The organism is Rhodococcus sp. PvR099, from assembly GCF_017833315.1.
Lineage (GTDB): Bacteria > Actinomycetota > Actinomycetes > Mycobacteriales > Mycobacteriaceae > Rhodococcus_G > Rhodococcus_G oryzae.
In genome coordinates this window covers 982,330-1,000,947 of the sequence record NZ_JAFIBV010000001.1, presented here as the reverse complement: position 1 = coordinate 1,000,947, position 18,618 = coordinate 982,330, and the positions used below count along the sequence as shown (strand labels likewise).

General features: G+C 69.1%; 18 protein-coding genes. 6 read left to right on the top strand and 12 right to left on the bottom strand.

Going from position 1 to position 18,618, the window contains the following annotated elements; all coding sequences use genetic code 11:
* Nucleotides 1–11 precede the first annotated feature (11 nt).
* Nucleotides 12–425 (top strand): PPOX class F420-dependent oxidoreductase, encoded by a 414-nt coding sequence (locus tag JOE46_RS04635; RefSeq protein ID WP_097209957.1) that lies wholly within the window; start codon nt 12–14, stop codon nt 423–425.
* Nucleotides 426–553: 128 nt separating this feature from the next.
* Nucleotides 554–1,018, top strand: a complete 465-nt coding sequence (locus tag JOE46_RS04630; RefSeq protein ID WP_097209744.1) for a hypothetical protein — start codon at nt 554–556, stop codon at nt 1,016–1,018.
* Nucleotides 1,019–1,024: 6 nt separating this feature from the next.
* On the opposite strand, the gene JOE46_RS04625 is transcribed toward JOE46_RS04630, so the two are convergent.
* A complete protein-coding gene (locus tag JOE46_RS04625; protein WP_097209958.1) occupies nt 1,025–1,981 on the bottom strand; it encodes a R2-like ligand-binding oxidase in 957 nt (318 codons plus the stop codon).
* A 108-nt stretch (nt 1,982–2,089) separates the two neighbouring features.
* Nucleotides 2,090–3,145, bottom strand: a complete 1,056-nt coding sequence (locus JOE46_RS04620) for a hypothetical protein (protein WP_097209745.1) — start codon at nt 3,143–3,145, stop codon at nt 2,090–2,092.
* A gap of 395 nt (nt 3,146–3,540) precedes the next feature.
* Here JOE46_RS04620 and JOE46_RS04615 point away from each other — a divergent pair, with 395 nt between their 5' ends.
* Nucleotides 3,541–4,686 carry a tyrosine-type recombinase/integrase gene (locus tag JOE46_RS04615; protein WP_257016953.1) on the top strand — a complete coding sequence of 382 codons (1,146 nt, stop codon included), beginning with the start codon at nt 3,541–3,543 and terminating at the stop codon, nt 4,684–4,686.
* Nucleotides 4,687–4,695: 9 nt separating this feature from the next.
* On the opposite strand, the gene JOE46_RS04610 is transcribed toward JOE46_RS04615, so the two are convergent.
* Nucleotides 4,696–5,871: a Xaa-Pro peptidase family protein gene (locus JOE46_RS04610; RefSeq protein ID WP_097209746.1), complete on the bottom strand. Its 1,176-nt coding sequence runs from the start codon at nt 5,869–5,871 to the stop codon at nt 4,696–4,698.
* Between the two features lie 37 nt (nt 5,872–5,908).
* On the opposite strand from JOE46_RS04610, the gene JOE46_RS04605 reads away from it, so the two are divergent.
* The 3 genes from JOE46_RS04605 to JOE46_RS04595 all read left to right on the top strand — a co-directional run bounded on the left by JOE46_RS04605 (nt 5,909) and on the right by JOE46_RS04595 (nt 8,057).
* Nucleotides 5,909–6,871 (top strand): 5'-3' exonuclease, encoded by a 963-nt coding sequence (locus JOE46_RS04605; protein ID WP_209926439.1) that lies wholly within the window; start codon nt 5,909–5,911, stop codon nt 6,869–6,871.
* A gap of 220 nt (nt 6,872–7,091) precedes the next feature.
* Nucleotides 7,092–7,583, top strand: a complete 492-nt coding sequence (locus JOE46_RS04600) for a hypothetical protein (protein ID WP_245220930.1) — start codon at nt 7,092–7,094, stop codon at nt 7,581–7,583.
* Nucleotides 7,584–7,682: 99 nt separating this feature from the next.
* Nucleotides 7,683–8,057 carry a transposase gene (locus JOE46_RS04595; protein WP_209926438.1) on the top strand — a complete coding sequence of 125 codons (375 nt, stop codon included), beginning with the start codon at nt 7,683–7,685 and terminating at the stop codon, nt 8,055–8,057.
* 12 nt (nt 8,058–8,069) lie between these two features.
* On the opposite strand, the gene JOE46_RS04590 is transcribed toward JOE46_RS04595, so the two are convergent.
* The 9 genes from JOE46_RS04590 to JOE46_RS04550 form a co-directional block, all read right to left on the bottom strand.
* The gene (locus JOE46_RS04590; protein WP_209926437.1) at nt 8,070–8,753 is read right to left on the bottom strand and encodes a TetR/AcrR family transcriptional regulator; all 684 of its coding nucleotides are present in this window, start codon (nt 8,751–8,753) and stop codon (nt 8,070–8,072) included.
* A gap of 134 nt (nt 8,754–8,887) precedes the next feature.
* On the bottom strand, nt 8,888–9,973 hold the full coding sequence (locus JOE46_RS04585; protein ID WP_209926436.1) for a TIGR03857 family LLM class F420-dependent oxidoreductase: 1,086 nt from the start codon (nt 9,971–9,973) through the stop codon (nt 8,888–8,890).
* On the bottom strand, nt 9,970–11,079 hold the full coding sequence (locus JOE46_RS04580) for a phosphotransferase family protein (protein WP_209926434.1): 1,110 nt from the start codon (nt 11,077–11,079) through the stop codon (nt 9,970–9,972). The genes JOE46_RS04585 and JOE46_RS04580 overlap by 4 nt, the downstream gene beginning before the upstream one ends.
* A 232-nt stretch (nt 11,080–11,311) precedes the next feature.
* Nucleotides 11,312–12,331, bottom strand: a complete 1,020-nt coding sequence (locus JOE46_RS04575) for a DUF4333 domain-containing protein (protein WP_209926432.1) — start codon at nt 12,329–12,331, stop codon at nt 11,312–11,314.
* A gap of 117 nt (nt 12,332–12,448) precedes the next feature.
* The gene (locus JOE46_RS04570) at nt 12,449–15,148 is read right to left on the bottom strand and encodes an RNA helicase (protein ID WP_097209752.1); all 2,700 of its coding nucleotides are present in this window, start codon (nt 15,146–15,148) and stop codon (nt 12,449–12,451) included.
* Nucleotides 15,149–15,260: 112 nt separating this feature from the next.
* Nucleotides 15,261–16,202, bottom strand: a complete 942-nt coding sequence (gene tatC / locus JOE46_RS04565; RefSeq protein WP_097209753.1) for a twin-arginine translocase subunit TatC — start codon at nt 16,200–16,202, stop codon at nt 15,261–15,263.
* Between the two features lie 71 nt (nt 16,203–16,273).
* Complete coding sequence (gene tatA, locus JOE46_RS04560; protein ID WP_209926431.1) at nt 16,274–16,537, bottom strand: Sec-independent protein translocase subunit TatA; 264 nt, start codon at nt 16,535–16,537, stop codon at nt 16,274–16,276.
* A 71-nt stretch (nt 16,538–16,608) separates the two neighbouring features.
* Nucleotides 16,609–17,583: a YafY family protein gene (locus tag JOE46_RS04555; RefSeq protein WP_209926430.1), complete on the bottom strand. Its 975-nt coding sequence runs from the start codon at nt 17,581–17,583 to the stop codon at nt 16,609–16,611.
* Nucleotides 17,580–18,587, bottom strand: coding sequence for a YafY family protein (locus JOE46_RS04550; RefSeq protein WP_179800404.1), 1,008 nt, complete (start codon nt 18,585–18,587; stop codon nt 17,580–17,582). Before JOE46_RS04550 ends, JOE46_RS04555 begins: the two co-directional genes overlap by 4 nt.
* Between the last annotated feature and the right edge of the window lie 31 nt (nt 18,588–18,618).

Sequence of the window (18,618 nt, the reverse complement as noted above, 5' to 3'; positions counted from 1 at the left end):
ACGGTCGGCACATGGCCCGCACCCCCTTCAACCCAGCAGATCTGTCCGCCGAGGCGCTCGCCTTCCTCACCGATCGGCACCTGGCCACCCTCTCGACGCTGCGCCTGGACGGCACCCCGCATGTGGTGGCGGTCGGGTTCACCTGGGATCCGGAGAGCGGGCTCGCCAGGGTGATCACGAACGGCGGCTCGCAGAAGGCGATCAACGCCGAACGCCGCGGGTACGCCGCCGTCACCCAGATCGAGGGCCCGCGGTGGCTGACCCTGGAGGGGCCCGCGACCGTGCGGTCCGACCCCGAGGCGGTCGCGGACGCGGTCTCCCGTTACGCCGCCCGGTACCGCCAGCCGAGGGAGAACCCGACCCGGGTCGTCGTGGAGATCGCGGTGCAGCGGGTCATGGGCCTGGGCACACTGCTCGGCCGCTGAGCATCGCTGCTCGACGCGTCCCGCCGGGGGCGGCTAATGTGATCCAGGTCATACATTGCTCGTCGGGGACCGGCCGTGTGCCCCGCCGCGACCGGTCCGGCAATGACATTCGGACCCAGGGAGCAGCAATGCGCGCTCTACGCACGACTCGAATGATCCTCACGCTGGCTGCCCCCGCGGCCGCCGCAGCCCTCATCGGCGGACTGGTGGCCGGGCCGGCCACCGCCCTGCCACCCCACCCGTTCGGTCTGCCCGTGCTGACCATCGGCTGTCCCAATCAGGGCAGCCTGATGTCGCTCACCGCGGCGACCGGGCAGTCGGGGCCAGAACCGGGGATCGCGCCCGGCGAGATCAGGTTCCAGTCCTTCCCTGCCGCCCCGCCGATCCCCGCGGCCGGACAGGTCACCGTCGCGTGGGTGAACACGACCACCGGCCAGAGCGGAATCGTGAACCTCGAGGGCGCGTACCCGTACCTGTCCAAGACGGTCTACACCGGGCACGGCGAGGTGATCGCGACCGCGTTCGGATCGATCAACCTGGGCAGCGCCCCGATCTGTTCGAACAGTCCGTCGACCGGGACCTTCATCGTCTAGCCGAGCTCATTCGCTGGCCTCGACGAACACGGCCGCGTCCTCCCTGCCGAACTGGTCCTCGAGAGCCTCCGGCGAGTAGTCGACATCGATCTCCTCGAGCGGGCGGCCGCGGGCAGACTCGATGGCGACCAGCCTGCGCTGCGCCCGGTCGGCCGCATAGTCGATGAACTCCTGCTCGTCGAGCCCGAACGGCTGGACCTCGAACTGCTTGTTGACCCAGTCGATCATGCCGAGGGCGAGCGGCATCAGCTCGGTCATCCGCTGCTGAACCACGTCCCAGTTCGAGTCGTCGGCGGCGACGTGACGCCGACAGGTGAAGGTGCCCCACGCCATGTGCCTGCGCTCGTCGACGCCGATCCGGCGGATCAGCTCCTGCATCCCGGGCAGGATCCCCTCCTTGGTGCACACCTTCTGCCAGGCGAAATAGCCCGTCAAGGCGAGGCTGCCTTCGATCACGTGGTTGTAGGTGACGCTGGCGCGCACCTGGTTGGCCGGACTCGGGTCGGTCTCGAGCACGCCGAGAGCGCCGGGGAGTTCCTCGTAGAAGAGGGTGCGGTAGTAGGGGTTCTCCGCGACGAAGGGATGCAGATCGCCGGTGAGGCCGACCGCGTCCATCCACAGCCGAAAGACGGCGGTGTGCTTGGCCTCCTCGAAGCAGAACTGCGTCAGGTACATCTCGTCGCCGAGCCGCCCCTCCGCGGACATCGCCTTCATGAACGGCTGGATGTCCTCGGTGACGGCCTCCTCACCCGCGATGAACTGGGTGCACAGGTAGGTCGCGCTGCGCTGCTGTTCGCTGTTGAGCTCACGCCAGTCCTGGGCGTCGCGCCGGAAGTCGATGTTCGCCGGATCCCAGAACAGTGAGTTCCCCTTGGCGAACAGTCTCAGCGGGAAGGAATCCCAGTTCAGTCCGCCCGCGCGGATCGATCCGAAACCCTGTCTTGTCGGTGAGGAAACAGTCATGACGGCGCTCCTGTGGTCGCGGTGCGTGTCGCGAATACCCATTCACCATGGTTCCATGCGGCCGGGGCCTGTCAAGGAATCGCCGGGGTCGGGCAGTCCTCGATAACGTCACGTGGTCGCGGTCTCTGCCGGCTCACCTTCGAGAGTGCGGGGCCGTAGCTCCTCCAACTTCTCCCGCAGTGCGGCCTCGGCGGTACGCGCCTCGCCGGTGTCGAGGCGGGCCCGCTCGAGGTCGTCCCTGAGAGTGTCGGCGCGTTCACGGGCGGACGAGGCCGCCGACCGTTCGTGGTCGACGGACTTCTCGAGCCGCGCGATCGTTGCCGCGGCAGTGTTCGCAGCGAGCTCGCCCGCGGCGCGCATGTCGGCGATCCGTTGCTCCGCCGAGGCGACGACCTGCTCGAGGCGTTGTTCGGCCGCCACGCCTGCCTGCTCGGCACGTTGCTCCGATACGGCCGCGGACTGTTCGGCGGCCGCGGCCCTTCGTTCGGCCGCCTCCGCCTGGGACTGCGCCTCGCGGAACCTACCGCGCAGATCGTCGAGGTCGGACTCCGCGGCAGACAGGCGGGTGTCGCGATCCGCCTCGACGGCCGCCACCCGCTCGGTCGCGGCTCGCAGCGCCCCGGCATGCGTCTGCTCCAGATTCCGGAGCTCGGCCTGGTGGTCCGTGGACAGTCGTTCGAGTTCGAGCCGGTGATTCTCTACCGCGGAGGAGAGCTCGGCATCGACCGCGTCGACGGTGGCCTCTGCGTTCACCCGATCCTCCACCGCGGCCTCGTGCCGTGTCCGCAGCTCGGCCAGGTCCGTCTCGTACTTCGCCTTCGTCTGGGCGAGTTCGACAGTGGCGCGGTGCAGTGCAACGTCGAGCGCGTCGGGGTCGCTGAGCTTGTCCACGGCGGCGGTGATCTGCCGGGCGAACACATTGAACTGCTCGATCGAATTGGCGGTGACGGTTCGGAGGTCCTCGAGTGTCCGTTCGAGGACCCCGACCACCTCGCTCGGCGTCGCGTTCGCGAGCGCGTCGAGTTCGCCCTGCTGCTCGCGGGCCTTCCGGCGCGAGCGGAAGGCCCTGACGCGGTCTGCGTCGCTGGCGTACTGCCGGGGCCGGCCTGGGCGCACCTTCGGTTCCTCGGCGGTTTCCGCGTCCTTCTCGTCCTCGGTGTTCACGTGCACTCCCCTGTTCGTTGCCGATCCGTCTTATAGTTACGTAACGTATCAGGTTACGTAACAAGGCATGTAATGAAATGATGAATCTTGATCGTCATAATCCCCACTTATCGTGAGTTACTAGCTGAGAGGATTTCGGGTCGGAATTGTGCGCCGAACCGTCGGCGAAACGGATTCGGAAAAGTGGGCTGCCGACGATGGGACGGGACGTGCGAGGACTTGCGGCGGAGTGCCGCAGTGGCAACGAAGATGCCCCGCGAGTGTCGGCGTCCGGAGCGCATTCCGGGCGCCGACACCCCGGTTTCGTTACGTCATGTGACGGTTGGCCGAGATGCACGCCCTGGATGGTCCTGCCGGCCGCGAACTGTCGGTTCGGCCACGTATCGTCCTGAGTCGTGTCGGCCGAACTCGAATCCCTCACCGCTGGCGACTCGTCGGCCGGAGCACTCGCGGTCCCGGTCGACGCCGCCGCGGCCATGCATCGCCTGCGCGTCGAATCCGTCTCCCCAAACACACGCGCCGCGCAACTGAGTGACTGGACCAGCTTCATCCGCTGGTGCAAGCGCGTCGGCCGGGATCCGCTGCCCGCCTCTCCCGACCTGGTGGGCTGGTTCCTGACCGAGAAGTCCTCGGAGGTACGGCCGGACGGCCGACCCGCCTACGCGTCGTCGACAATGACGCGCTGGGTCGCCTCGATCAACAAGGTCCATTCGCTCGCCGGCCATCCCAAGCCGGGGCAGTCCCCCACCGTGCGCGAGATCCTGCGAGGTATCGCCCGTACCCGGGCCACGCCGCCGGTTCGGCGCGAGCCGCTGCTCACCGCCGACATCCGCAGCATCGTCGAGTCCATGCGTGCCCAGTCCGCACACGGCTCGTGGGCCGACCGGGCTGCCGAGCGGCGGGACACTGCGCTGCTGCTACTCGGATTGACCGGCGCGATGCGGCGATCGGAGCTGTCGGGGCTCGCGGTCGGCGACGTCGTCCCGCACAGGGCGGACGGACTGTACGTGACGATCCGCCGGTCGAAGACCGATCAAGCCGCGGCGGGACGTACGGTCACACTGCCCTACGGCTCTGCCGAGATCACCTGCCCTGTATGCGCCTACTGGCGGTGGCGAGAAGTGCTGGACGCGTGGGACCGGGACGGCAAACCCGCGGTCAGTGCGTTGCTCGCCGAGCCAGACCCCGAACCCCTCACGCATCGTTGCCGCGGCGCACTCGGGCGCCGTGAGTCCGAGGTCCGGCCGTTGTTCCGGCCCGTGCACCGTACCGGTGGCGTGGGCACCAAAGCCCTGTCCGGGCAGGCGATCGCGTCGATGATCAAGCGCCGCGCCGTCGGGGCCGGGTACGCCGAGGAGTTCGTTGCCCTGCTCGGCGGGCACAGCCTCCGGGCCGGATTCGTGACCCAGGCGGTACGCAACGACGCGAGCGCCGAACAGATCATGACCCAGAGCGGACACACCGACCAGCGGATGATCGCGATCTACTCCCGCCAGCACGCGGGCCTGCACGGCAACGCCGTCACCGCGCTCGGCCTCTGACGTGCGCCGTCAGCCCCCGAGCACCGTCAGTCCGTGCGGACGGGAGTTCATCGGCTCGCAGCCGTCCGCCGTGACCACCACGATGTCCTCGATCCGCGCGCCCCAGGCGCCGCGGAAGTAGATGCCCGGTTCGATGCTGAAGGCCATGCCCTCGGCGAGCTCGATGCGATTGCCCGCCACGATGTACGGCTCCTCGTGGACCGACAGGCCGATGCCATGGCCGGTGCGGTGCACGAACGCGTCCGCGAGGCCCTCCGCGGCCAGCACGTCGCGGGCAGCGGCGTCCACGGACTCTGCCGTGACGCCGGGGCGAACCGCGTCCACGGCGGCCCGCTGCGCCCGCTCCAGCACCGCGAACTGGGCGGCCACCTCCGCACTGGGCTCACCGAGGCAGTAGGTGCGGGTCGAATCGGAGTTGTAGCCGGGCGCGACCGGGCCGCCGATGTCGACGACGACCACGTCCCCCGCCTGGATCGTCCGATCCGAGACCTCGTGGTGGGGGTCCGCCCCGTGTGGACCGGACCCGACGATGATGAACTCCGCCGCGGTGTGGCCCTCCTCGATGATCGCGGCGTCGATGTCCGCGGCCACCTCTGCCTCGGTGCGACCGGGACGCAGCCACTCCGCCATCCGGGCATGCACCCGGTCGATGGCCGCACCCGCGCGCCGCAGCGCATCGATCTCGGCCGGGTCCTTGATCATCCGGAGCTCGCGGAGCACGTCCGTGGCCAGAACCGGCGGTGCGCCGAAGGCCGAGGTCAGCGGGATGACGTGCAGCGCGGGCATCGCGTCGGCGACCGCCGTCCGTGCCGGCGAGGGCAACCCCGACGCGACCAAGGCGTACGGGTCGACACCGTCCACCCAGTCCCGCACCGTCAGACCCAGTTCCGCGGTCGCCGAATCGCCGAGCGCCGCCAACTCCAGCCGCGGAACCACCACGGAGGCAGTGGATCCGTCGGCGGGGATGACGAGGCAGGTGAGCCGCTCGAAGGAATCCGCCCGCGAACCGAGCAGGTACCGCAGATCAGGCCCAGGGGTGATGAGCAGGGCGTCGAGCCCCGCCGCCGCGGTGAGTTCGGCGGCCCGGCGCAGGCGTTCCGCGTAGATCGCGGTCGGGAAGCGCGCGGGCGCCTGCGTTTCTGGACTGTCGGATGAGGTGCTCGCGGAACCGCCGTGGGAACTCATGCCACTCAGGTTAGTTCGGTTTGGCAGGATGAGGGCCATGACTGGCCCCCTGCTCCTGCTCGATGGCGCGAGCCTGTGGTTCCGCGCGTACTACGCACTCCCCGAATCGTTCACCTCCCGCGACGGGCGACCGGTCAACGCGGTCCGCGGATTCACCGACATGGTCGCCTCACTGATCACCAGGCATCAGCCCGAGCGGCTGGCGGTGTGCCTGGATCTGGACTGGCGCCCGCAGTTCCGGGTCGACGCGGTGCCCTCGTACAAGACCCATCGCGTCGCGGTCGAGACCGAGGTGGGTCCCGACGTCGAGGAGGTGCCGGACACGCTGACGCCGCAGGTCGACATGATCCTCGACGTGCTGGCCGCGGCCGGTATCGCCACCGCCGGTGCCGAGGGCTTCGAGGCGGACGACGTGCTGGGCACCCTTGCCGCCCGCGAACGCGCCGACACGGTCGTCGTGGTGAGCGGCGATCGGGACCTGCTGCAGGTCGTCGCCGACGAGCCGGTGCCGGTGCGGGTGCTGTACGTCGGGCGCGGACTGTCGAAGGCCGAACTCTTCGGTCCGCTCGAGGTGGCCGAGAAGTACGGTGTGCCCGCGGATCGACCGGGCATCGGCTACGCGGAGTTGGCCCTCCTGCGCGGCGACCCCTCCGACGGGTTGCCGGGCGTCAAGGGAGTGGGCGAGAAGACCGCCTCCTCGCTGCTGCTCGAATACGGGTCGGTCGAGGCGCTTCGCGCGGCGGTCGACGATCCGAAGTCCGGTCTGGCCAAGGGGATCCGGGCCAGGCTCACCGCGGCCTCGGACTATCTCGATGCCGCGCTGCCGGTGGTGCGGGTGGCCACCGATGCGGCGGTCGAGATGTCGCGGCCGGACCCGTTGCCTGCCGCTCCCGTGGACGCGGAGCGGCTCGCGGCGCTCGCTGACGAACTGGCGATCGGGGCGTCGATCGGCCGCCTGACGAAGGCGATGGCCGCCCCACGGAACGGGTATGGCGGCTAGGGCGCGTCTGACAAAGGTTGAGCGTTCTGGTTGGAACTCTGGTCCCGTGTCGCGTTTTCAGTTGCTCTCGGATGCCCAGTGGCCGTTGATCGACGGGATGCTCGTGCTCCCGAAACCGACGGGACGCCCGGGCAGGAAGGGAATGGCCGGCGACGTACAGTCGCGGTGAGGGCGAAGCGCCAGGCCGAGATTCCGGCACCGGTGTGAGGGAGGGGTCAGGATGTTCGGCAGGATGCTCGGCAGGATGTTCGGTTCGAAGATGTTCGGTTCGAAGATGTTCGGTTCGGAGAAGAAGCTCAACGATCTGATGGAACAGCTCAGGCCCGACCTGAGTCGGGAATCGCTCGGCGTCGGGCCCGACTTCCCGGGCGTCGCCCCGAACCCGCTCATGAGCAGTGATGCACGCAAGCGCAATGCGGAACTGCGTACGGGGGCGCTTGCGCTCGGCGTTCTCGTCGACTGGCGGGAGGTCAACAGCAATCCACGCGTGGTCCTGATGTTCGATGTGGAGACCGCCGACGGCATCTCGTTCCGCGGTATCGCAGACGAAAGCCTCACGATCACCGAGCTCACCCGACTCGCCCCACGACAGACGTTGCCCGTGCGCTACCGGCCGGCCGTCATGGACCACTACGTCGCCCTTGCCCGGAACGCGGACCCCGCCCATGTGCAGCAGCTCTCTGACGAGATCGCGAGCCGCAAGCGGACCTGACCCGAAGCCATTGGCCGGGTGCGGCTAGGGCGGGTCTGGCACAGGTTGAGCGTTCTGGCTGGAACTCTGGTCCCGTGTCGCGTTTTCAGTTGCTCTCGGATGCCCAGGGTCGTTGATCGAGGGGATGCTCCCGAAACCGACGGGACGCCCGGGCCGGAAGTTCTCGGATGCGCGGTCGATGGTCGAGGGCGCGCGATCCGACAGCACCTGCGCGAGCGCGGCATCAAGGCCGTCATCCCCGAGCCCAAAGACCAGCAGGGGCATCGCAAACGCCGCGGCTCACGCGGCGGCAGACCGGTCGGGCTCGACGTCCACGATTACAAGAACCGCAATGTGATCGAACGCCGGTTCTGCCAAACGAAGCAATGGCGCGGCCTCGTCACCCGATACGACAAACACGCGATCGTCTACCGAGCTGCCGTCCTCATCCACGCCGCAATCGCATGGATCCACGCTTTGTCAGACACGCTCTAGGTCGGTGGTGGCTCAGATCAGGAAGGCCACGAGCGCTTCGGCAAGCGTCCGACGGGCGACATCGAGGTCCGAGGTGAAGCCGAGTTGGCGCTCGTTGCTCAGGCCCCGCACGGCCGCGGGTAGCAGGCACCGCACCTGGTCCAGCTTGACCGGGTCCAGGTCGAGACCGTCCATCAGGTAGTCGAAGCCCTGGATCCAGTCGTGCTCGCGGGCGGCGAATGCCGCTGCCGTCCTCGGGTATTCGGTCACGATGTCCGAGCGTCGCGGCGGCAGCCACGTCCGCAGCGCGGTGAGCGCCCGTCCCTCGGGCGTGTCGAGGTAGATCCAGACGGAGTCGATGGCGCCCTCGACCCGCTCGCGCAGCGAACCGCTCAGGGCGGGCCACGGACCCGGGATCTCGGCCCAACTGCGGGCATGGATCTCGGTGATCACCGCGACCCACAGGCCGTCGAGGTCACCGAACTGGTGCTGCACCGTGCCCCAGGTCACGCCCGCTTCCTTGGCGACGCGGTTCGCCGAGACCGGCTCGCTGCCCCCCTCTGCCAGGCAGCGGATGGCCACCTCGAGCAGCCGTGCCCTGGTCTCGAGGCCGCGCTTGTTCAGACGCGTGCCGGCGGCCGATGTCGTGACCGGGGTCGGGACGGCCACCAGCCACTGCTCGAGGGCGCGGGCTGCCTGCGGGGACTCGCTCGTCATGACCCGCAGGTCCTCGACATGCGCGCCGCGCCCACTGTCGACGTTGTTGACAATCTTGGTCCGTCCTACGTGAGGGGTACGCGCAGGACCGGGGGCGACGCCCCCGGTCCTGCGCACAGTTTACCGGCGGCCGCTCACGCGAACCTTCCCGGATTCGCGTCGACGGCCCGGCGCAGCGTCGGTCGATCGGCGCGGTAGGCCGCCACGACCGGCGCGAGCTCCTGCGGGGTCGCCCCGTGCATGATGACCGAGTGCACGCCCAGGTCGTACTGCCGGGCGATGGTCTTCGCGCAGGCCTCGGGCGAACCCGAGGCTGCCGAATTCAGCCATTCGTCGGGCATCATCGCGGCGAGCTGCTCCAGCGTCTCGACCGATGCGCTGGCGTCGATGGGCCCTACGGCGGCCGCGTGCATGTAGAGCTCGGTCTGGCGAATCCGCTCCCACACGGCAGGGTCCCAGCCGTTGGCGCGGATCAGCACATCCGGATAGGCCTGCAGGTAGGTCACCAGCCGCCCGGCCCTTCGGCGCAGGCGGTCCTCCTCCGGCAGGTTGTCGCCGACCGTCGCCAGGCAGGCCCAGATGCGGACGCTGTCGGGGTCCTTGCCCGCGCGCTCGGCGCCGCGACGCACGGCCTCGACGGACGCGACCGTCGCCTCGTCGGAGAAGAACGTGTGGAGCACCACGAAGTCACCGATCTCACCGGCGAGCTCCATCGTCTTGGGGCCGACCGCCACGAAGCCGATGGGTGGCGCGTCCGCCAGCCCGTTCGCATGGCGCAACATCGGCCACTTCCCGGCCGGGCCATCGTGGTTCAGGATCGTCTCCCCGTCCCACAGGCGCCGCAGGATGTCGGTGTAATCACGCAGCCGCGCCTCGGTCAGCACGGGAAGACCGACGGCCTTCCAATAGGCGCCCATGCCTCGGCCGAACGCCAGGGAGAAGCGCCCCTCGGTCAGCGCGTGCATGGTCGACCCCACGGTGGCCGTGACGGTTGGGTGCCTGGTGTGAGGGTTGGTCGACGGGCCGATGCCCAGGGTGCTCGTGCAGCCCGCCAACGCACCGGACAGGACCGCTGCGTCCTTCACGGTGAACCGCTCTCCGACGTGACAGGAGCCCAGCCCGAGCTCCTCCGCCGCGCGGGCCTCCGAGAAGACCACCCGGGCGTCCGCCGGGTGCCGGGTCACCGCGTAGTAGCCGAGTTCGTTCAGTTGCTCGGTCACGGGGCCACCTCGTCCAGGCCGCCGAGAAGGCTCTCGAACAGCGATCGGTGATGCATCAGCGACTCGATGTCCTCGGGGCGCTCGATCTCCCCGAAGTGGATGGATCGCGCCCCGGTACGCATGAACAGGACGCCCCAGTTGACCGCGCTGTGGACGTGATACCAGAGCAGGTCGCCGATCGGGGTGCCGGTCAGGTCGGCGTACTCGGCCACGACGTCCTCCTCGCGCATGAAGTCCGGCATGCCAGGGAGGCCGAAGGTAGTAGTCATCGACTCGAAGACCCGGTGGGCGAAGATCAGCCAGGACAGGTCCAGCTCGCGCGGGCCGATGCTCGCCATCTCCCAGTCGAGGACTCCGACCGGCTCGAAGTCGACGTACATCACGTTGCCGAGGCGGGCATCGCCCCAGACAAGCACGGACTCGGTGGTCTCCGGCAGGGTGGACTCTAGCCACGTCAGGGCGCGCTCGATCAGCGGTGAGCGCTCGAGGTCACGGACCGCGAACTCGTACCAGGCGCGGGTGCGGGCGAGATTGCGCTGCAACGCGGTGGCGCCTGCCTGCTTCGGGTCGAGGAAGGCAAACGCCTCGTCCGCCGCCGGGATCGCGTGCAATCCCGCGAGCGCCTTGACGGTGCTGTCCTGCAGGCGCCGCTGGTCCGCAGGCGATGCGTCGAAAAGCCAGTTGCCGCCGAAGTTGTACGGCATCACGTCGGGTGGGACGACTCCGGTGAGACGGTCCATGAGGAAGAACGGCATCCCCAGCACCTCACCCGACGGCTCCATGAAACCCACGCGGGGTACCGGGACGTCACTCAGCTCGCCGACGATCCGCATCGTGTCGAACTGGTGCTGCAATGCGTAGGTCTCGAGGACCGGGAAGTCCTCCGCCGACGGCACGACGCGGGCCACATACTCGGCGGTGCGCTGCTCGCCGTCCTCCCACCATGCCGCGTCGAAAACGAGGGTCTCGGAGGACATCCCGTTGGCGTCGATCCCGGAATGAAGGGTGACGGTGGGCTCGGCGCCCTCGGGGAGCTTGGTGGCGAGCCACCTGGCCAGGGCGCCAGGCACCACGGCCATGTCGCGGCTTGTGCGCTGCAACTTCATGTCGGGTGGTTGAGCATTCGTCACATTTCCTCCAGGTGTCACGCGCGACCACGACGGCGCCGGCCGCAGGCCTCGGAAAGCCATTGTCAATGAACCTTCTCAAAGAATTGGCGACGCTGCACCCGAATCCGTCAACACGCGAGACACCGTGGCGGAAAACGAATCCGACCGTCCACCCGACGCCCTGGTCGGGCGGACGGGTGGACGGTCGGATCGGACGGCCCGGGAAGACCTACTTGCTGGTCGGCCTGCTGACCTCGTAGGTGCCGGAGTCGTCGGTGAAGGTCACGGTCACCTGCTGTGGCTCGCCGTCGACGGTCAGCTCGCAGGTGAAACTCTCATCCTTCTCGACCTTCTGGTCGGCGGGGCAGCTCACGTTGTCGACGTCCTTGATGCCGTAGGAGCCCGTGAGCACCTGCTCGACGCCGCGCTCGGCCGCCGCCCGGTCCAACGTGTCACCGCCGACGAACGCCATCCCGGCGATCACGGCGATGGCGCCGAGCACCACCACGGCGCCGACGCCGAGGGCGATCCACAGCGGAGCCTTCGACGAACCGCCTCCCGGCTGCCCGGCGACCGGTGCGCCCCACTGCGGCTGGCCGGGCTGGTATCCACCCTGCTGATACTGACCGGGCTGGCCGGGGTACTGCTGTTGCTGCTGCGCGTTGTACGCCTGGAACTGCGGCTGGGCGCCGGTCTGTGGCTGTCCGGGCTGCTGTGCGCCCCAGGCCTGCTGGCTCCACTGCTGCTGGTCGGTCGCGGGCTGCGCCGGGTATTGCTGCTGACCCGGGTATGGCTGCGGCTGGTATTGCGGCTGACCGGGATACGGCTGCTGCGGCGCGGAGTAAGCGGGGTACTGCGGCTGGGCGCCGGTCTGTGGCTGTCCGGGCTGCTGTGCGCCCCAGGCCTGCTGGCTCCACTGCTGCGGGTCGGTCGCGGGCTGCGCCGGGTATTGCGGCTGACCCGGGTACTGCTGCGGCTGGTACTGCTGTCCCGGATACGGCTGCTGCGCAGACGGATACGCCTGCGTGGGTTCCGCACCGGCCTGTTGCGGCCACTGGAACTGCTGCGTCTGGTCGCCGCCGTGCTGCGGCGTGTGCTCACCCCCCGGCTGTGACGGTTCGCCTACTGCCTCCTGCGGGTTGGCTTCGGGCGCCTCGGTTTCGGCGGGTGACTGCTCACCGGCACCGGGCTGGTCCTCGCTTGACGCCCCGCGCTCGTCTGGCTGGCTGGGTCCGACCGGGCCACTCATCGTTGCCTCCCCTGAAGGTTGTGTTGAGGTACACCGTAGTCCCCCTCGGCTCGACACCCCGAGGTCAAACGGCGTGGCGGTCGCAGAAGCCGTCGAACGCGATCACGTTCGACTCGCTCAGGCAGCGTCGATCGCCACCACGCCCCGCCGGATGGCGTGCACCGCCTTGGTCGCGGCGGCGCGCACCTCCCGGTCCGGCGAGGTCGACTGCACCTGGTCGAGGAGATCGATCACCTGCCTGCACCACCGGACGAAATCGCCTGCGGAGAGGGCCTGCCCGCGATCGCCCGCGGCGAGCAGCGCGTCCACCAACGGCTCCCCTCTTGCCCACTTGTAGATCGCCGAGACGAATCCGAAGTCCGGTTCCCTGGTGAGCGGCAGCTTGTGCCGAACCTCGTCCGCGCGAATCTCGCTCCACACCTGCAACGTCCGGGTGAGCGCGTGCCGTGACGGTCCGGTCGGTCCGCGGTCACCGGTGTCGCCGTCCTGCCGCGACTCGTAGACCATCGTCGACACCACCCCCGCCAGCTCGGCCGGTCCGAGTCCCTTCCACAGGCCGCCCCGCAGGCATTCCGCGACGAGCAGGTCGCTCTCGGAGTAGATCCGGCTCAGCCGCTGCCCGTTCTCGGTGATCCCGTGTCCCTCCTGCTCGATGTACTCGCGTTCGGCCAGCAGCGCGACGATGCGGTCGAAGGTCCGGGCCAACGAGTTCGTCGTCGCCGCGACCTTCTGCCGCAGCGTCTCCGTCTCGCGGGCCAGCGAGTTGTACCGCTCGCCGATCCGGCTCAGCTGCTCTCGATCCGGCGCGCTGTGACACGGGTGCGAACGCAGCGCCCGCCGGAGCGTCGCCAGCTCGCGGTCGCTGGCCGCCGGCGACTTCCGCTTGCTGTACCGGCCCGGCGGCACGATCCCGGTGCTGCGCAATGCCGAGGCGAGATCCCGTCTGCTGCGCGCGGTTCGGTGGTCGACGTGGCGGGGCAACCGCATGCTGCCCAGCGACTTTGCGGGTGCCGGGAAGTCGGCCGCGGAGATCCGCCCAGCCCACTTGTCCTCGGTGAGCACCAGCGGACGAGGGTCGTTCGGATCGGTATCGGTCTCGAGCACCACGGCCAGCCCGGACCGCCGTCCCACCGGGATCGCGATGACGTCGCCGCGCCGGAGGGCCGTCAGGGAGCTCACCGCGTCCTGCCTGCGATCCGTGCGGCCCTGCTTCTCCAGCTGCCGTTCGCGTGCGCGCACTCGCTCCCGCAGCTGGGCGTACTCGAAGAACTCGCCGTCGGCGCCGCCGAGCTGATCGCTGAGCTCCGCGAGGGTGACCCTGTTGCGTTCGATCGTGCGGACGATCCCGACCACCGACCGATCCGCCTGGAACTGTGCGAAGGACCGCTCCAGCAGCGAGCGTGACTCGGCCGCCCCCATCCGGTCGATGAGGTTGATCGACATGTTGTACGCAGGCCGGAACGAACTCCGCAGCGGGAACGTGCGGGTGGAGGCCAGTCCCGCCACCTCGGTGGTCTCGATCCCGGGCTGCCAGAGCACGACGGCATGGCCCTCGATGTCGATGCCGCGCCTGCCCGCCCTGCCGGTGAGTTGGGTGTACTCGCCGGGGGTGAGCTCGGCATGGGTCTCGCCGTTGTACTTGACCAGACGTTCGAGTACGACCGTCCTGGCGGGCATGTTGATGCCAAGCGCAAGCGTCTCCGTCGCGAACACGGCCCGGACCAACCCGTTGACGAACAGCTCCTCGACGGTGTGGCGGAACGCTGGCAGCATCCCGGCATGGTGTGCCGCGATGCCCCGTTCGAGGGCCTCCCGCCATTCCCAGTAGCCGAGCACCTCGAGGTCGGCGCGCGGCAACTCCCCGGTGTGCTTGTCGATGATCGTGGTGATCGCCTCGACCTGCTCCTCGGTGGTCAGCCTCAGCCGCGACCGCAGGCACTGGGCGACCGCCGCGTCGCAGCCCGCCCTGCTGAAGATGAAGGTGATCGCGGGCAGCAGGCCCTCCTCGTCGAGACGGGCGATCACCTCGGGACGGGCCAGCGGCCGGAAGTTGCCGTTCGAGCCGCTCCGGTCCCCGCGCCCGCGTCCGCGCGGCTGCCACGAGTCGGCCCGGTCCAGCGCCTGGCGTTGCTTGAGGTGCCGCACCAGCTCGCGGTCGACGATCAGCTTGGCGCCGCTGTCCGCCTTCTGCGCGTCGGTGTCGAACAGGTCGAAGAGCCGCCGTCCCACCATGATGTGCTGCCACAGCGGCACCGGCCGGACCTCGTCGACGATGATCTCGGTGTCCCCGCGCACGGTCTCCATCCAGGCGCCGAACTCCTCGGCGTTGCTGACGGTCGCGGAGAGGCTCACGAGACGGACCTCCTCGGGCAGGTGCAGGATGACCTCCTCCCACACGGCGCCGCGGAACCGGTCGGCCAGGTAGTGCACCTCGTCCATCACCACGTGCGAGAGCCCGCGCAGCACCGGTGAGTTCGCGTACAGCATGTTGCGCAGCACCTCGGTGGTCATCACGACCACCGGCGCCTCGGGGTTGATGCTCAGGTCGCCGGTGAGCAGGCCGACAGAGGACTTGCCGTACCGGTCGACCAGGTCGGCGTACTTCTGGTTGCTGAGCGCCTTGATGGGGGTGGTGTAGAAGCACTTTCGGCCCGAGGTGAGGGCGAGGTGCACGGCGAACTCGCCGATCACCGTCTTGCCCGCGCCCGTCGGAGCGCACACCAGCACCCCGTGCCCCGCCTCCAGCGCCCGGCAGGCTTCCTTCTGGAAGGGATCGAGCGGAAAGCTCAGCTGCGCCGCGAAGGTCTCGAGTTCCACACAGCCAGGTTAGCCAACGACACGGCCGGTACCGCCAACGACGAACGGGCTGCCATCGAACCGGCCGGCGAACGGAGGTCGTGAGGGCAGCCCGTGCATCGGGTCCGGTGTATCAGAGGGTATCGGAGAGGTCCTTGAGCGGTGTCGCACCGGAGATCGTCGACGCGTCGTCGAGCGGCGTCGCCCCGGAGATGCTCGAGGCCTCGTCGTCGTCGAGAGCGCCCCAGCCCTCCTCCTGCTTGCGGGCCTTGCGCTTGTCGTTCACTCGCGCGATCTGGATGGAGAACTCGACGAGGACGGTCAACGCGGCCGCCAGCGCGAGCATCGAGAACGGGTCCTGGCCGGGGGTCGCGATGGCGGCGAACAAGAACAGGCCCATGATGATGCCGCGGCGCCAGGCCTTGAGCCTGTCGTAGCTGAGCACTCCGACGGCGTTGAGCGCCACGATCAGCAGCGGGATCTCGAAGCTGACACCGAAGATGATGATCAGATTGATCACGAAGCCGAAGTACTCGGAACCGCTGAGCGCGGTCACCTGGACGTCGCCACCGATGGTGAGCAGGAAGTGCAGCGCCTTCGAGACCACCACGTAGGCGAGGACCGCGCCCGAGACGAACAGCGCCGCGCCGCCCGCGACGAACCCGATCGCGTACCGGCGTTCCTTCGCGTACAGCCCTGGGGTGATGAATGCCCAGAGCTGGTACAGCCAGACCGGGCAGGCGAGCACGATGCCCGCCGTGAACGCCACCTTGAACCGGAGCATGAACTGTTCGAACGGTCCGGTCGCCAGCAGTCGGCAGGCGCCGTCGCTGGTGAGTTCGGCGCGGTTCGCCTGCGGCAACGAGCAGTAGGGCCCAAGCATCAGGTCACCGAGGCTCTGGATGCCGAAGATCTCGTGCGAGTACCAGTAGAAGCCGAACGCGGTGGTGATCAGCACCGCGAGAATCGACAGGAGCAACCTGGTCCGCAGCTCGTACAGGTGATCGGTCAGCGACATGCTGCCGTCTGGATTGACCCTGCGTTTGCTCCGCCGCGGGTCGAATGGGATGCGCACAGTTGGCCCTGGTTCTGGTCAGCAGTCGGCCCGGGGCGCGAGACGCAGCCCCGGGACCGTCGGAATCGGGACTAGGAAGTCCGGGGCTCGGTGTGAGTGGCCGCGGACTGCGTCGGATCGGCGACCGGTGCCGCGGAGGGCAGCTCGGCGGGCGGGGCGGCGGGTGCCGGCGCGGCGGTGGCGGCACCGTCGTTCTGCATCTCCTTGACCTCGCTCTTGAAGATCCGCAGCGAGCGACCCAGGCCGCGCGCGGCGTCGGGAAGCTTCTTCGAACCGAACAGGATGACGACGACAAGCGCCACAATGGCCCAGTGCCAGGGGCTCATGGCTCCCATTTTTACCTCCAGGTATCAGATGATTCGATGCTACCGGACCAGAGCGGCCAGGCCCCCGCGGAGAGTGCGGGTCAGTCAGCGGTCGAGGCCTCACCATAGGCGGCAAGGGCGGCCTCTGCACGGTTTCGCACGGACGCTGCCAGATCGTCGGGCCCGAGCACACGCACCCCGGGACCGAACCCCACCATCAGCCGGGTCATCCAGTCCTGCGAGCCGTATCGCATCGACGCCTCGATCGAGCCGTCCGGGGCCACGATGACGTCTGTCATCGGGTAGTAGTCCATGACCCAGGCGTGCTCCGGCGCGATCAGCAGCCGGGCCTGCGGCAGCGTCGGGTCGTCGTGGAACAGATCCATCGAATGGCCGTCCTCGAGTGCCGCCTCGGGCGCGGCGGCGGGCTCGTCGAGCTCGGTTGCCGCGTCGATCCGGTCGAACCGGAACAGCCGGACGCCGCCGGCCTGCCGGCACCACGCCTGTAGATAGCTCTGGTTGTCGACGAGGACGATGCGCACCGGGTCCACGACCCGTTGCGACACCGCGTCCCGCGACGCGGAGAAGTAGGTCAGCTCCAGCGCCATGCCCCGGCGTACCGCGGAGCGCACGGTCGCGGCCACCGGGTCCTCCGCCTGTTCGCGCTGGTCTGCCACGCCGGTGACGGATCCGCCGGCGGCGACCCCCGCCGCCGATTCGATCTTGGCGATCGCACCCTGCACGGCCGAGGGGTCCGCGGTGCCCGGCATCTCCACGAGCGAGCGCAGGGCCACCAGGAGTGCGGTCGCCTCCGTCGAGGTCAGCCGCAGCGGCCGGTCGATGCCTGCCGAGAAGGTCACCTCGATGCTCTCCTCGGAGAACGAGAGGTCGATGAGGTCGCCGGGTCCGTACCCGGGCAGCCCACACATCCACAGCTGGTTCAGGTCGTCCATCAGCTGGGCTGTGCTGACTCCCAGTTCCGCGGCGGCCTCCGCGGCGCTCATCCCCGGATTGGCGATGAAGTACGGGACCATGTTCAGCAGCCGGGCGAGCCGGGACGAGAGCTTCTGGCTCATCGGCCTGCCCGCCCGTCGCCACCGGACGTCGACAGCGCCGATCGGAGCTTGTCCAGGACGTCCTCCTTCAGTTCCGCGGGCTCGAACACCAGCGCGTCCTCCCCATAGCCTGCGATCAGCCTTGCCACCCAGTCCCAGGACCGCACCGGGACCTCGAGCATCGTGCCCGGTCGTCCCCGGACGGTCCGCTCCGAGCCCGCGCGGCCGAGCCGCCGCAGTTCCTGAGCGCGACCGTCCGCGACCCACACGGTGGCGATGCCGGTGACCCCGCCCGATCCGACGATCCGGTCCACGATCTGGCGCAGGTCGACGCCATCGGGTTTGTGCACCGAGTTCACCGGCCCGAACGCGGTGACGTCGTCGCCGATCCGGGACAGCCGGAACGTGCGGGTGGCGTCCCGGTCGGTGTCGTGCCCGACGAGGTACCAGCGGCCGGCGTGGGTCACCACACCCCACGGCTGCACGGTCCGGGTGCGCAGCGGCTCGTTGCGGGCCGATCGGTGCTCGAAGCGCACGCTCTGTCCGGCGTCGACCGCGGCCAGCAGCTTCTCGAGCGCGGGCTCGGACCCCCTCGACCGGGCGGGCAGGGCGGTGATGATCGCCGACGCCGAATCCTGGTCGACCACCACACCGGCCGCGCGCAGCTTCAGCAGCGCGCCCTGGGCGGCGGAGCTCAGTTCCGGCGACTCCCACAGCTGCACGGCGATCGCGACGGCGGCGGCCTCCTCGCTGCTCAGATCGATGTCCGGCAACTCGTACGCGTCCCGGTTGATCCGGTAGCCCTCAACGGTGCCGAAGCGGGAGGCCTGGCCGGTCTCGAGCGGAACCCCGAGATCGCGCAGTTCGTTCTTGTCCCGCTCGAACATCCGACTGAAGGCCTCGTAGCTGGCCGATTCGTCGTAGCCCGCCACGCTGTGCCGGATCTTCTCGGCGGTCAGGAACTGCCGGGTTGAGAGCAGACAGATGACCAGGTTCATCAACCGCTCGACTTTGGTGATCGCCACGGCTCAGCAGCCTAGTGCCAGAACGGTGACC

Excerpts from the sequence above, each read along its gene's own strand:
- JOE46_RS04590 (WP_209926437.1), bottom strand. The coding sequence starts at position 8,753 with ATGACGAGCGAGTCCCCGCAGGCAGCCCGCGCCCTCGAGCAGTGGCTG.
- JOE46_RS04600 (WP_245220930.1), top strand. The coding sequence starts at position 7,092 with ATGTTCGGCAGGATGCTCGGCAGGATGTTCGGTTCGAAGATGTTCGGT.
- JOE46_RS04555 (WP_209926430.1), bottom strand. The coding sequence starts at position 17,583 with ATGAGCCAGAAGCTCTCGTCCCGGCTCGCCCGGCTGCTGAACATGGTC.
- JOE46_RS04625 (WP_097209958.1), bottom strand. The coding sequence starts at position 1,981 with ATGACTGTTTCCTCACCGACAAGACAGGGTTTCGGATCGATCCGCGCG.
- JOE46_RS04605 (WP_209926439.1), top strand. The coding sequence starts at position 5,909 with ATGACTGGCCCCCTGCTCCTGCTCGATGGCGCGAGCCTGTGGTTCCGC.
- JOE46_RS04610 (WP_097209746.1), bottom strand. The coding sequence starts at position 5,871 with ATGAGTTCCCACGGCGGTTCCGCGAGCACCTCATCCGACAGTCCAGAA.
- JOE46_RS04635 (WP_097209957.1), top strand. The coding sequence starts at position 12 with ATGGCCCGCACCCCCTTCAACCCAGCAGATCTGTCCGCCGAGGCGCTC.
- JOE46_RS04580 (WP_209926434.1), bottom strand. The coding sequence starts at position 11,079 with ATGAAGTTGCAGCGCACAAGCCGCGACATGGCCGTGGTGCCTGGCGCC.
- JOE46_RS04595 (WP_209926438.1), top strand. The coding sequence starts at position 7,683 with ATGCCCAGGGTCGTTGATCGAGGGGATGCTCCCGAAACCGACGGGACG.
- JOE46_RS04575 (WP_209926432.1), bottom strand. The coding sequence starts at position 12,331 with ATGAGTGGCCCGGTCGGACCCAGCCAGCCAGACGAGCGCGGGGCGTCA.
- JOE46_RS04630 (WP_097209744.1), top strand. The coding sequence starts at position 554 with ATGCGCGCTCTACGCACGACTCGAATGATCCTCACGCTGGCTGCCCCC.
- tatA (WP_209926431.1), bottom strand. The coding sequence starts at position 16,537 with ATGGGAGCCATGAGCCCCTGGCACTGGGCCATTGTGGCGCTTGTCGTC.